The sequence below is a fragment of the Leclercia sp. LSNIH3 genome (assembly GCF_002935105.1).
GTDB classification, from domain to species: Bacteria; Pseudomonadota; Gammaproteobacteria; order Enterobacterales; family Enterobacteriaceae; genus Enterobacter; species Enterobacter adecarboxylatus.
Genome location: NZ_CP026387.1, coordinates 1,585,482 through 1,598,961 on the forward strand (window position 1 = coordinate 1,585,482; position 13,480 = coordinate 1,598,961).

Consider the following 13,480-nt stretch of genomic DNA (forward strand, 5'->3'; position numbering starts at 1 on the left):
GGCCTGTTAGTTTTCGTCATACAAATCGCCACAGGGAGTTTACCAGAGACCGTCCGGCCATCTTCAGAAAATTGCTTAACAATTGTTAATGCATTAATGGGGCAAAAATTTCATAACCTTCCACGAATCACTTAGAATAGCGGGCTTAATCATTTTATACGAGCCAGGAACCACGCCATGAGCAAGTCTGAAAACCTCTACAGTGCAGCCCGCGAGCTTATCCCTGGCGGTGTTAACTCCCCGGTCCGTGCCTTTACCGGCGTGGGCGGGACACCGCTGTTTATCGAACGTGCCGATGGCGCCTATCTGTACGATGTGGATGGTAAAGCCTATATCGACTATGTCGGCTCATGGGGGCCGATGGTGCTGGGTCACAACCACCCGGCCATCCGCAACGCGGTGATCGAAGCGGCGCAGCGCGGGTTAAGCTTCGGGGCACCTACCGAGATGGAAGTAAAAATGGCGGCGCTGGTAACCGAGCTGGTGCCAACCATGGATATGGTGCGCATGGTGAACTCCGGTACCGAAGCGACCATGAGCGCCATCCGTCTGGCGCGTGGCTTTACTGGCCGCGACAAAATCATCAAATTCGAAGGTTGCTACCACGGCCACGCGGATTGCCTGCTGGTGAAAGCCGGTTCTGGCGCGCTGACCCTCGGCCAACCGAACTCTCCGGGCGTGCCGGCAGACTTCGCCAAACACACCCTGACCTGCACCTATAACGATCTCGACTCGGTGCGCGCAGCCTTTGAACTGAACCCGCAGGCGATCGCCTGCATTATCGTCGAACCGGTGGCAGGCAATATGAACTGCATTCCACCGCAGCCTGGCTTCCTGCTGGGTCTGCGTGCGCTGTGCGACGAGTTCGGCGCGCTGCTGATTATCGACGAAGTGATGACCGGTTTCCGCGTAGCCCTCGCAGGCGCACAGGCGTACTACGACGTGGTGCCGGACCTGACCTGCCTGGGCAAAATCATCGGCGGCGGCATGCCGGTGGGGGCTTTTGGCGGTCGTAAAGAGGTAATGGACGCGTTGGCGCCAACTGGCCCGGTCTATCAGGCGGGTACGCTCTCCGGTAACCCGATCGCCATGGCGGCCGGTTTCGCCTGCTTAAATGAAGTGGCACAGCCGGGTATTCATACCACCCTTACCGAGCGTACCACCCAGCTGGCAAACGGCCTGCTGGAGGCGGCTGAAGACGCGGGTATTCCACTGGTGGTAAACCATGTCGGCGGCATGTTCGGCATCTTCTTCACCGACGCGAAAACCGTGACCTGCTATCAGGATGTGGTGAAGTGCGACGTTGAGCGCTTCAAGCGTTTCTTCCATCTGATGCTGGAGGAAGGTGTTTATCTGGCACCATCAGCGTTTGAGGCAGGCTTTATGTCGGTTGCGCACAGCGAAGAGGATATCAATAACACCATCGACGCGGCGCGTCGGGTGTTTGCGAAGCTCTGATAAGGTTTGCGGGGTGCGGCCGGATGCCCGCACCCCACTCTTCTCCCACAGGAAGAGGGAGCAAATCAACCGCAGGCCGGGTGGGCGTTAGCGCCACCCGGCTTTTTTATCGGCTCTGCTTGCGCAGCAGATAGATAAAGTACGGCGCCCCGATAAAGGTGGACAACAGCCCCGCCGGGATCTGATACGGGAACAACACCATCCGGCCACACCAGTCAGCGAACACCAGCAGGATCCCCCCCGTGAAGGCCGACATCACTATATGCGGCATCGTCCGGCGGAACCCCATCATCCGCGCAATGTGCGGTGCCATCAGCCCGATAAAGCTCAGCGGCCCAATGGTCAGAGTAGCGGTAGCCGTAAGCGAGGCCGCCAGCAACAGCAGGCCGATACGCGAGGCGCTCAGCGCCATCCCCACTGAACGCGCAGTGTCGCCCCCCAGCGGCAGTACCGTCAGCCAGCGACGACACAGCGGCACCAGGGCCAACAGGATAATCATCGCCACTCCCGTGCTCACCACCTGTTCGGTCGTGGCGTTATAGGTTGAACCGGAAATCCAGGTCAGGATCTGCGCCATCCGCGGATCGCCGCTCGCCTGCAGCATCATCAGCAGCATGGTGAAGGCGGTACTCAGCGCCATCCCCGCCAGCAGCATCCGGTGCGGCGAGAAGCCGCCCCGTCCGGCGGCAATCATGATGATCAGCAGCGTGACCGCCGCACCGATACTGCCCGCAGGCATCAGCCAGCCGAAGGCATTACCCGGCACGAAGAAGAGCATCAACACCACGCCGAACGCTGCACCGGAGCTGATCCCCAGCACTTCCGGGCTTGCCATCGGGTTGCCGGTCAAACGCTGGATAATGCAGCCCGCTACCGCCAGCATCACCCCGGCAATCAGCGCGGCGAAGATACGCGGCGCGCGCCACGGCAGCAGCTCATCGAGCATTGCCCCGCTCGCCCAGTGCCAGCCCTGGGCATCACGGCCAAACGCCAGCGCCGCAATCACCGCCAGCATCAGTACTGCGCCACCCGCCAGGGCAAACCACAAGACATGATGACGTTCGGCGCTCACTTTATCGCCCGCGTTCATCGCCGGGGCGCTCATGCTGCGCAGGCGTGGCAGCAGCCACAGCAGCAGCGGCGCGCCAATCAGCGCCGTGACCGAACCGGTCGAGACTTCCACCCATACCCGCGTCAGCCAGAGGATCACCTGGTCAGAAAGCCAGAGGATCAGGGCACCAATCAGCGGGGCGAGGATCAGCCGGGAGAGCAAACGGCGCGCGCCGAGCATTTTTGCCAGCAGCGGCGCGAACAGGCCGATAAAACCGATGATGCCGACCGCATTCACCAGCAGGGCACTGATGACAATCGCCAGCGTCAGCGCCGCCAGACGGGCCAGCGACAGCGCCAGACCGAGGTTGCGCGCCACGCCATCGTCCAGCCCCATTAGGGTAAGCGGACGCAGCAGCAGCAGGATCAACAGCACGCCGCCGAGCAGCTGCGGCCACAGACGCTGGACGATGCTCCAGTCGGTTTGTGTCAGCGTCCCGGTGCTCCAGAGGAACATACTCTGCAACTGGTCATGATGGAAGATCACCAGCAGCTGGTTGACCGCGCCGCAGTAGAGGCTCACCACCAGCCCGGCGAGGATCAGCGTCACCGGCGAGAGGCGTTTACCCCAGGCCACGCCAAAGACAATCGCGCCGACGACGCAAGCGCCCACCAGCGCGGCAAACTGCGCCGCCAGTACGCCCGGGAGCGCCCACAGCGTGATGATCGTCATCCCCAGTTGGGCACCCGTCGCCACGCCAAGGGTCGTCGGCTCTGCCAGCGGGTTACGTAATACCTGCTGGAAGAGCACGCCCACCAGCCCAAGCCCTGCGCCCACCAGCAGCGAGATCGCCAGCCGCGGCAGCAGGCTGTAGTGGAACAGCATCTGTTGAATATTGTCGATATCGGGGGCGATTAAGGCACTCCCCCACTGCGCGCGCGGCAGCGCCAGATTCAGGTTCCACCAGGTTAGGCCCAGCGCGACCACCACTAGCAGCGCCATCAGCAGCGCCGGGAAAAGGGTTATCCGTGACTTCATGCCTGGCCTCCCAGCGCGCTGTCCAGCACACGGGCAAAGTGCATCGCCGACAGGGTGGCGCCGTAAAACCACACCGCGGGCACGCGCTTGACGCGCTGCTGGCGGACAAACGGCATCGCCTGCCACAGCGGCGTCGCCATCAAGGTCTGCATCTCGCGCTCATTGCCATGATCGAAGCACAGCACATCCACATCACGGAACATGGCCAGACGGTCGATGCCCACGGTGGTACTGCCCCAGAAGGTCATCTCCCCTTCCCAGGCGTTTTTAATCCCATAGCGATCCAGCACTTCCTGGAACAGGCAGTTGTTGCCAAACACCAGCATATGGCGGGCATCGAGCAGGGTCACCATCAGCAGCGGTCGGTCGCCACGGCCAGCAAAACGCGGTTTGTAGCTGTCGATCACGCTGTCAAAATGATCCAGATGCGAACGGGCAGCCGCTTCCAGGTTCAGCAGTTGTGCCATCTCGGTTAAGGATTTGCGGGCGTTGGCCAGCGGTTTTTTACCGTCGCTAAAGGCGAACCCGCGCCCCGGCGCAATCCGCGCCAGCTTCTCTTCTGATGGCCCATACCCTGCCGACCAGACCAGGTACGACGGTTTCATCTGCGTGAGCAGTTCGAGATTAGGCTCAGTACGCAGGCCAATGTCGATCACCGTTTCCGGCAGCCGAGGCTCGTTCACCCACAGGCTGTAGTTGGGAATGTCGGCCACGCCGTAGGGGGTGACGCCAAGCGCCAGCAGCAGCTCGACCGGCAACCACTCGAGGGCCACAATGCGATGAGGATCGACGGCCGCGGCGGCATGCGCCGTGCCCATTTTCCACAGCAGCGGCGAGAGGGCCATGGCCGTCAACAGACGACGACGGCTAATATGTGTTAACTCAGGCATCAATAGACAAAGCTCACCGGTGCCGCTCCGGCAGGATGCGGCAGGATCCCCATTGGGATCCCGTAAATGTGTTCCAGCGTTTCACTGCGCATCAGCTCGGCAGGCGTACCCTGGGCAATCATCTCGCCACCGCGCAGCGCCACCAGATAGTCGCAGTAACGCGCCGCCATGTTGATGTCGTGCAGCACCGCAATCACCGTCAGCCCACGCTGCTGGCTTAAGCGATGCACCAGCGCCAGCACGTCCACCTGATGGGCAATGTCGAGAGCCGAGGTCGGTTCATCCAGCAGTAAACAACGGCTGTCCTGCGCCACCAGCATGGCGATCCACGCGCGCTGGCGTTCGCCGCCGGACAGGCTATCCACCAGCCGATGGGCCAGCGGCTTTAATCCCACCAGCGTAATCGCCTCTTCCACTTTCTCGCGGTCGGCCACGCCGAAGCGGCCTAATGCACCGTGCCAGGGATAACGGCCAATCGCCACCAGTTCGCGCACGGTCATACCTTCCGCCTGTGGCAGTTGCTGGGGCAGATAGGCGACCTTGCGGGCAAAGGCTTTGCTGTTCCAGCTCTCCAGCGGCTGTCCGTCGAGCAGAATATCGCCCTCAGACGGCGGCTGATGGCGGCCAAGCATTTTCAGTAAGGTGGATTTGCCGGAGCCGTTATGGCCGATCAGACCCGTCACCTGGCCTGCGGGAAAGGTCAGCGAAAGCGGATGCAGCAGCGTGCGTCCTGGAACGCGAAAGGAGATGCTATCGAGTGCAAAAGTGGTATCAGATTGCGGGTTGTTTTCCTGCATGTTAGCCAACTTAAGTAAAGAAAAGGGCACGAAAATCGTGCCCAAATTTAAAGATCAGAAGCGGAAGGTCGCGGTCGCAACAACCTGGCGCTCTGCACCCCAGAAGCAACCATAGGTGTTGAAGCAGCTGGCGACATATTCACGATCCAGCAGGTTGTTCACGTGCAGCGCCACGTTCGAGCCCGCCATGCCAACACGCGCCAGATCGTAACGGACCAACGCATCCATCACGGCATAGCTACCTACCTTGAAGGAGTTCGCCGGATCGCCATAGCTGGAGCTGGAGAAGCGACCGCCAGTACCCAGCGTCAGGCCAGAGAGCGCGCCATCATAGAAGGTATAATCCCCCCACAGCGAGGCCATGTGCTCAGGCACCTGTGCCGGGGTGTTGCCTTTGTAGGTGGTGTCGGTGGTGTACTCCACGTCGGTGTAGGTGTAAGAACCCACGACGTTGACGCTGGCAGACAATGCCGCTTTGGCTTCAATTTCCACGCCACGCGCGCGGATCTCGCCACCTTCAACCGAGAAGAATGAATTTCCCGAAGGATCGGCCATCAGGTTGTTGGTTTTAGTCAGCTGATACAGCGCACCGGTCAGAACGATTGGACGATCGCTCGGGACATACTTCACGCCCACTTCGTACTGCTTACCTTTCGACGGGGCAAATGGCTTCCCTTGTGCATCAGTCTGGGAAGACGGCTCGAAGGATTCGCTGTAGCTGAAGTAAGGAGTAACGCCGTTATCGAACAGGTAGTTAACGCCGCCACGCCAGGTGAACTGGTTGTCATCACGTGATGCAGTGGTGCCTGCGACGCGGTTAATTGAGTCCTGATCGGCCCAGTCATAACGACCGCCCAGGGTGACCAGCACTTTATCCCACTGCGCCTGGTCCTGGACGTAGAGACCGGTCTGCTGCTGCTTGTTCAGGATCTGATACGGGCCGGAATTAGCTGGGTTTTTCGAGCCGAAATCGAAATCGCTATAGACCGGGTTGTAGAGATCCAACAGCGGGACGGAACCGTCATAGCCAAACCAGGCGTTGATGTCGTTACGCATGCGCATAAAGTCAACGCCGGTCAGCAGGATATGGTCAATCTCGCCGGTAGCGAATTTGCTCTGCAACTGGGTATCGACGGTGAAGTTTTGCAGCTTCTCATCGTCAACCACGTATTTACGCGCCAGGTAATGGCCTTTGTCCGCAGGTGACAACGCATTACACAGGGCGTTGCCACTGTTCGCTGCATCGGAGCACACCCCGTAGCCATAGACGCTGTTCTGTGAGGTTTTGTTCTCGGCAAAACGCAGGTTCTGACGCAAGGTGAAGGTGTCGTTGAATTCGTGATCGAAGCTATACCCGACCATTTTCTGGTTACGGGAATAGGTGTTGTTTTTCGCGCCTTCATTGAAGTCGGTCGGCAGGCGATCGCCGTTTGGCAGCGGATCAACCGTGCCCTCTTTCGGCAGCCAGCCGTAGTAACCTGTCTCCGGTTCGTTCTGGAAATAGGAGAGGAAGGTGAAGTTGGTTTTATCATCCGGACGCCAGGAGAAAGATGGCGCAATGGCATAACGTTGCTCGCCTTTACCTTCCTGCTGCGAATTGTTCGAACGCGCCAGGCCCGTCAGACGATAGGAGTAGACCCCGTCATCATCCAGCGCATCACTGAAGTCAAACCCGGTCTGGAACAGGCTGTCAGTCCCGGCCTTGAACTGGATCTCTTTCAGCGGCTCTGTCAGCGGACGTTTGCTGACCATGTTCAGCAGGCCACCCGGGCTGCTTTTGCCGTACAGAACGGAGGTTGGACCGCGCATGACTTCAGCGCGCTCGATCATATAGGGGTCAATTACCGCGTCGTTATAGAAGTTGCCCTGCATCTTCATACCGTCGAGGTAGTTGTTCTGGCTTTGGCCCTCGGCAGCAAAACCACGAATAATCAGATAGTCATAGGTGTTTGACGCGCCGCGCGTGCCTACTGCCACCCCTGGCGTGTAGCTCAGTGCTTCTTTCACCGAGCGTGGCTGGTGCAGCGCCATCTCTTCCGCGGTCACCACGGAAATCGACTGCGGTACCTTCTCAATGGAGGTATCGGTCTTGGTCCCGGTGGCTGACTGGCGTGCCGCAATGGTCGCGGCCGGACCCCAGGCACTTTCCTGCGCAGCTGGTGCTGCGGTTACGGTGATGGTTTCTTCTTTTTTAGGGGTGTCAGCAGCCTGAGCGTAAGCAGACATGCCGCTAACCGCTGTGGCTACAACGACTGCGATTTTACGCAGCGAAGATTGCATTGGCTGAGCAGTTTTTGAATGCGCCATTGGTATGTCTCTGATGGAAGCGTGAATGATAACGTAAACGAGAATTATTATTATGACCGCAGCATATTATGCGAAACATTCACGGCATAGCAAGTGATATGCGGCCCTACAGGAATTGAGGGTATAAGAATTAAACAATGGAAAATGCAGGGTTAATAAACGAGGGGTTTTACTGTTGAAGGGATGTTGAATTGAGGTGAAAAGTCCCTCTCCCGCAGGAGAGGGACTGATGATTAATTACCGCCGAACATATCCTTGATCCAGCCTGCGACACCGTCGCTGTCTTTCTTCTCATTCTGCTGCTGCGGCTGTTGTTGCTGCTGCTGCTGCGGCTGCTGAGGAGAAGACTGCTCAAACGGGTTGCCCGTCGGCTCCGGTACTGGCGCCTGGCACAGGGAGTCCGGGTTCGCGGTCCAGACCGGAACGCTACGCATTCCGCCACCACACACGAAGTTACCCGACTCATCCACGCCCATGTTCACGATATCTTCCGGTGGCGTCAGGGTTAACGGAACCGGCGACTGGTTAGCCAGATAGCGCTGGTAAATCGACATCGCCCCGCTGGCACCATACAGTTTCGTCGGCTGGTTGTTGTCGCGTCCTACCCAGGTGATCACCACTTCACGCCCGTCGATGCCCGCAAACCAGGTATCGACGTTGTTGTTGGTGGTCCCGGTTTTACCCGCCAGATGCAGACCCGGATACTTCGCGCCAAGCTGGCGACCGGTCCCGCGCTGCACCACCTGCTGCATGGTCCACAGCGTCATATACGCGGCCTGCGCCGGTACGGCACGCTCAGCCTGCGGGAAGCTCTGGTACAGCGGGGTGCCATCTTCGGCAATTACCGAACGCAGCGCAGAGAGCGGTGCACGGTTACCGCCGCTGGCGATGGTCTGGAACGCCTGCGCCACTTCGATCGGCGTCAGGTTCAACGCCCCTAACAGCATGGCCGGAACCGGATGCAGCTGATCTTTCGGCACACCCAGCTTCTGCCAGGTATCGGTAACGGCTGGCAGACCCAGCGCCATCCCGAGGTTGACCGTCGGCACGTTCATGGAACGCGTCAGGGCATCCACCAGCATGACCTGGCCGCTGTACTGTTTGTCGTCGTTCTGCGGCGACCATACCTGTCCGTTTGGCTGGCGCAGGGCAATCGGGGCATCGGCAATCCAGGTGTTCAGACGATACTGGTTTGGCTGGCTTAACGCGGTGAGATAGGTCGCCGGTTTTGCCAGGGAGCCGATCGAACGGCGTGCCTGCATTGCGCGGTTGTAGCCCGCAAACTGCGGCTCTGCCCCACCGACCATGGCCCGCACTTCACCGGTGGTACGGTCGACCACCACCATCGCGGTTTCCAGATCGCTCAGCTTACGCTGCTTTTTCAGCGCCGGAATGCCTTCCACCGCCGCTTTCTCTGCAGCGTCCTGCGCCACTGAGTCAAAGGTGGTGAAGATCTTCACGCCGGAGAGATCTTTAACTTTGTCGCCCAGCTTGGTTTGCAGCTCCTGACGCACCATCTGCATAAAGGCAGGCTGCGGGGAGATCACACCGCCGCGCGGCTGGACGCCTAACGGACGCGCACTGAGCATGTCGTACAGCTCCTGGTCGATCACCTGCTGCTGTTGCAGCAGACGCAGCACCAGATTACGGCGTTCCAGCGCCAGTTTCGGGTTACGCCACGGGTTGTAGATCGACGCCCCTTTCACCATGCCCACCAGCAGCGCCTGTTGGTCGAGGCTCAGCTCTTCCACCGGACGACCAAAGTAGTAGAGGCTCGCCAGCGGGAAGCCGCGGATTTCATTATCGCCGCTCTGACCGAGGTAGACCTCGTTCATATACAGCTCAAGAATGCGATCTTTGCTGTAGCGGGCATCCATCAGCACCGCCATGTACGCTTCGTTGGCCTTACGCCAGTAAGAGCGTTCGCTGGAGAGGAACAGGTTTTTCACCAGCTGCTGGGTCAGGGTACTTGCCCCCTGCACCGTCCGTCCGGCAGTCAGGTTCGCCAGCACCGCACGGCCAATGGAGTACAGGCTGACACCATCATGTTCATAGAAGTGACGGTCTTCGGTCGCCAGCAGGGTATCCACCAGCAGATCCGGGAAACCGTTACGCGCGACAAACAGACGCTGCTCGCCGTTTGGCGAGGAGAGCATGGTGATCAGTCGCGGATCGAGACGGAAGAAACCGAACTGACGGTTGTTGTCCATGTTCTCGATGGTGTCGATATGATCGCCATCGAAGGTCAGACGCGCGCGCACCTGCCCCTCTTTACTGTCCGGGAAGTCAAACGGACGGCGGATCATCTCGATGCTTTTCGCCTGCACCGTAAACTCGCCGGGACGCGTCATCTTCGTCACCTGGCGGTACTGGGTGGCCTCCAGCAGCTTGACCATCTCGTTCTTGCTGATGGTCATTTCCGGCTCGAGGTTGACCATCCGGCCATACACCGCCGCTGGCAGTTGCCAGACTTTACCGTCGATACGGCTACGGATCTTCTGATCCAGATAGACGCCGTAGATCGCCAACAGGACGATGAAAACAATAAATAGCTTCAGCAGCAGCCAGAACCAGCCGCGTTTGCCGCGAGGTTTACCTTTTTTGCCTTTTCCTTTACGTGGCACGGGCGCCTCATCCTCATACTCATTATCAACGTCGTCATACTCCTCATCACTGAGGCGACGACGGCCTGCTTTTTCTTTCGCCGGACGCGAAGGTTTTCCTTTACGTCCTATTGGCTCGCGGTCATTCCCCGCCATGCTCTCTCTCCGCAACTATCAGGCGCAAGGGCCCGATTCTCAGTTCTTCCCCCTGATGGAGGAAGAAGAAATCTCTCAAAATTTACGCCCTCTCCTTGCAGGAGAAGGCCGGGATGAAGGCCTTAGCGCGCACCCGCGCCGTTACGAATACTTTTTCGTGCGCCGGGTTGGCGCGGTATTCGCCGGATCGTCCGGCCAGACATGCTTCGGATAGCGTCCTTTCATCTCTTTTTGCACCTCGCGGTAGCTTCCAGCCCAAAAAGCGCCCAGATCGCGAGTGATCTGCAGCGGGCGCTGGGCCGGTGACAACAGCTCCAGCACCAGCGGCACACGACCCTGCGCAATGGCAGGCGTGGTCGCCTCACCAAACATCTCCTGCATCCGTACCGCCAGCGCCGGAGGATTATCTTCATGATAACGAATGGCTATCCGGCTGCCGGTCGGCACAGTGTAATGCCCCGGAAGCTCAGTATCCAGACGCTGACGTAACGACCAGTCGGTTAAGTTCTGTAACGCCACCTTAACATCCAGCGCTTTCAACGCGCGCAGGGAGTGTACGCCATGCATTTGCGGCAGTAACCAGTTTTCCAGATTGGCCAGCAGCGACGCTTCATCTACTGCGGGCCAGTCAAATTCCGGCAGCCACTGCGCCGCGCAGTGCAGGCGGATCCGGTACTGCTCCGCCTCCGGGGTCCAGTTCAGCACGCTTAGCCCTTTATCACGAATGCCGTTGAGCATCGCCTGGTGCAGCTCCTCTTCCGACGGCTTCGCCAACGGCTTCACGTTCACCGTCAGGCGGCCAATCTGCGCCCGGCGAAAAGCCTTCAGCGTACCCTGGGCATCATCCCACTCGACGGTATCAGACTGCGTCACCAGGCCAGGGGAGGCAGTTATCAGGGCATCGATATCCACGGCTAAGCCCAACAAAATGCGGGCGTCCGGCGACTGGCTGCCCTGCAGCAGTGACGGCGCAATCAACCACTCGTGACGGGTCATGGCGTCATCGCTCTGCAGCATGGCCCCCATGCCGTTCGCCAGCTGGTAGCGGCCATCAAGCCCGCGACGGCGGGCAATCCGGTCGGGAAACGCTTTTGCCAGCAGCGCGGGGACGTGGTCGCTGTCCGGGGTGCCGCCGCGGTTGTTGAGCCGCGCATTCAACTGCCGGGCGCGCTGCTGCCACTCCGGCTGATTGCGTAAGAACGCCTGGGCCAGATCGCTGCTGCTGCCTCGCGGCGGCTGTTCAAGGATAGCCGCCAGTTTTGCCGCCGTCGCAATTTCGTCTTCACCCACGGCGCTGGCCAGCATCGCCGCCAGCCGCGGATCGCTACCGAGCTTCGCCATCTTCTGCCCGTGAGCGGTAAGTTGCTCCCCCGCCAGCGCCCCAAGCTGGGTTAACAGGCGGCGGGCCGCAGCAAGGTTAGTCGCAGGCGGCAGATCCAGCCAGCTCAACTGCGCCGGATCCCGGCAACCCCACTGCAGCAACTCCATCAGCAACCCGCTGAGATCGCTTTGCAAAATTTCCGGCGTGCCCTGGGCTGCCGCGCGCTCGGCCTGCTCGAACGGCGTCAGGTGCAGGCAGATGCCCGGTTCCAGTCGCCCGGCACGCCCGGCGCGTTGGGTCATCGACGCCTGGCTGACGCGCTGGGTCACCAGCCGGGTAAGGCCGGTGCGCGGATCGAAATTCGCTACCCGCTCCTGGGCCGAATCCACCACCAGCCGGATGCCTTCAATAGTCAGACTGGTTTCCGCAATGTTGGTCGCCAGCACCACTTTGCGCTGTCCGGCCGGGGCGGGCAGGATCGCCTTACGCTGCTCGGTCAGCGACAGCGCGCCATACAGCGGACAGAGCACCACGTCACTGGCCACACGACGGGCGAGCTGCTCCTGCACGCGCTGGATCTCGCTAACGCCCGGTAAAAAGAGCAGCAGCGAGCCAGGCTCGTGACGCAGCAGCTCGGCGGTCGCCACCGCCACCGCTTCGTCGAAACGCAGCTGCGCCGGTAGCGACTGATAGCGTCGCTCAACCGGAAAGGTGCGCCCTTCAGAAACGAGGGTCGGCGCCTCAGGCAGCAGACGCTGGAGCCGATCGTTATCCAGGGTCGCGGACATGATCAGCAGTTTGAGATCTTCACGCAGCCCCTGCTGGACATCCAGCAGCAGCGCCAGGGCCAGATCCGCCTGCAGGCTGCGCTCGTGGAACTCATCGAGGATCACCAGCCCCACGCCGGTCAGCTCGGGATCGTGCTGCAACATCCGGGTCAGGATCCCCTCGGTGACCACCTCCAGCCGGGTATTCGCCCCCACGCAGGTTTCGGCGCGCATCCGGTAACCCACCGTCTCCCCCGGCTTTTCACCCAACAAATCTGCCAGCCGCTGCGCGACATTACGGGCGGCGATCCGGCGCGGTTCGAGCAGAATAATTTTGCCGTTAATTCCCCCCTGCGCCAGGATTTGCAGCGGCAGCCACGTCGATTTCCCCGCACCGGTGGGCGCAGTAAGCAGAACATGGGGGGCGTGTTGTAACGCGAGGAGAAGTTCAGGAAGGATAGCGGCGACCGGCAACAAGGACACGAATGGCTCCAGAGGGTTAACTTTAGACGGCGTACATTGTAGCATCGCCACAATTCATTACCGAGTGCCCCGTATGTCTGAGTCGAAAAGGCTGTTTTTTGCCATTGAAATGCCTGCCGCAATCCAGCGCCAGGTCGTGCGCTGGCGCGCCGACCATTTCGCGCCGGAAGCAGGCCGTCCGGTGGCGGCGGCCAACCTGCACCTGACGCTGGCGTTTTTAGGGGAGGTCAGCGACGAAAAACGTCAGGCGCTGGCGGCCATGGCCGGGCGTATCCGCCAGCCGGGGTTTACCCTGACGCTGGACGATGCCGGACAGTGGCTGCGCTCCCGCGTGGTCTGGCTGGGTACGCGCCAGCCGCCGCGGGGATTATTGCAGTTAGCCAATATGCTGCGTGCCCAGGCGGCGCGCAGCGGTTGCTATCAAAGCCCGCAGCCATTTCACCCCCATATCACCCTGCTGCGCGATGCCAGCCACGCGGTTGCCATTCCGCCGCCGGGTTTTCATTGGGCGTTTCCGGTGAAGGAATTTGTCCTCTACGAGAGCCGTTTTGCTTGCGGGCGCACGCGCTATACGCCGCTCCAGCGCTGGACGCTTACCGAATAACAAGG

At 60.3% G+C, this 13,480-nt stretch carries 8 protein-coding genes; 2 read left to right on the forward strand and 6 right to left on the reverse strand.

Annotation, left to right across the window (positions count from 1 at the left end; genetic code table 11):
• The first annotated feature begins 177 nt into the window (after positions 1 to 177).
• On the forward strand, positions 178 to 1,458 hold the full coding sequence (gene hemL, locus C3F35_RS07740; protein WP_103792758.1) for a glutamate-1-semialdehyde 2,1-aminomutase: 1,281 nt from the start codon (positions 178 to 180) through the stop codon (positions 1,456 to 1,458).
• 106 nt (positions 1,459 to 1,564) lie between these two features.
• Here hemL and fhuB read toward each other — a convergent pair whose 3' ends face one another.
• From fhuB to hrpB, 6 genes are all read right to left on the reverse strand, one after another.
• The gene (fhuB, locus tag C3F35_RS07745) at positions 1,565 to 3,547 is read right to left on the reverse strand and encodes a Fe(3+)-hydroxamate ABC transporter permease FhuB (protein ID WP_103792757.1); all 1,983 of its coding nucleotides are present in this window, start codon (positions 3,545 to 3,547) and stop codon (positions 1,565 to 1,567) included.
• Complete coding sequence (fhuD, locus tag C3F35_RS07750; protein ID WP_077227176.1) at positions 3,544 to 4,437, reverse strand: Fe(3+)-hydroxamate ABC transporter substrate-binding protein FhuD; 894 nt, start codon at positions 4,435 to 4,437, stop codon at positions 3,544 to 3,546. Before fhuD ends, fhuB begins: the two co-directional genes overlap by 4 nt.
• On the reverse strand, positions 4,437 to 5,234 hold the full coding sequence (gene fhuC / locus C3F35_RS07755) for a Fe3+-hydroxamate ABC transporter ATP-binding protein FhuC (protein WP_032616591.1): 798 nt from the start codon (positions 5,232 to 5,234) through the stop codon (positions 4,437 to 4,439). The genes fhuD and fhuC overlap by 1 nt, the downstream gene beginning before the upstream one ends.
• Positions 5,235 to 5,288: 54 nt before the next feature.
• Positions 5,289 to 7,541, reverse strand: a complete 2,253-nt coding sequence (fhuA, locus tag C3F35_RS07760; RefSeq protein WP_059308705.1) for a ferrichrome porin FhuA — start codon at positions 7,539 to 7,541, stop codon at positions 5,289 to 5,291.
• Between the two features lie 233 nt (positions 7,542 to 7,774).
• Positions 7,775 to 10,300 carry a bifunctional glycosyl transferase/transpeptidase gene (mrcB, locus tag C3F35_RS07765; protein WP_103792756.1) on the reverse strand — a complete coding sequence of 842 codons (2,526 nt, stop codon included), beginning with the start codon at positions 10,298 to 10,300 and terminating at the stop codon, positions 7,775 to 7,777.
• Between the two features lie 141 nt (positions 10,301 to 10,441).
• Positions 10,442 to 12,871, reverse strand: a complete 2,430-nt coding sequence (gene hrpB / locus C3F35_RS07770; RefSeq protein WP_103792755.1) for an ATP-dependent helicase HrpB — start codon at positions 12,869 to 12,871, stop codon at positions 10,442 to 10,444.
• Positions 12,872 to 12,944: 73 nt separating this feature from the next.
• Here hrpB and thpR point away from each other — a divergent pair, with 73 nt between their 5' ends.
• Complete coding sequence (gene thpR / locus C3F35_RS07775) at positions 12,945 to 13,475, forward strand: RNA 2',3'-cyclic phosphodiesterase (protein ID WP_103792754.1); 531 nt, start codon at positions 12,945 to 12,947, stop codon at positions 13,473 to 13,475.
• Positions 13,476 to 13,480 lie beyond the last annotated feature (5 nt).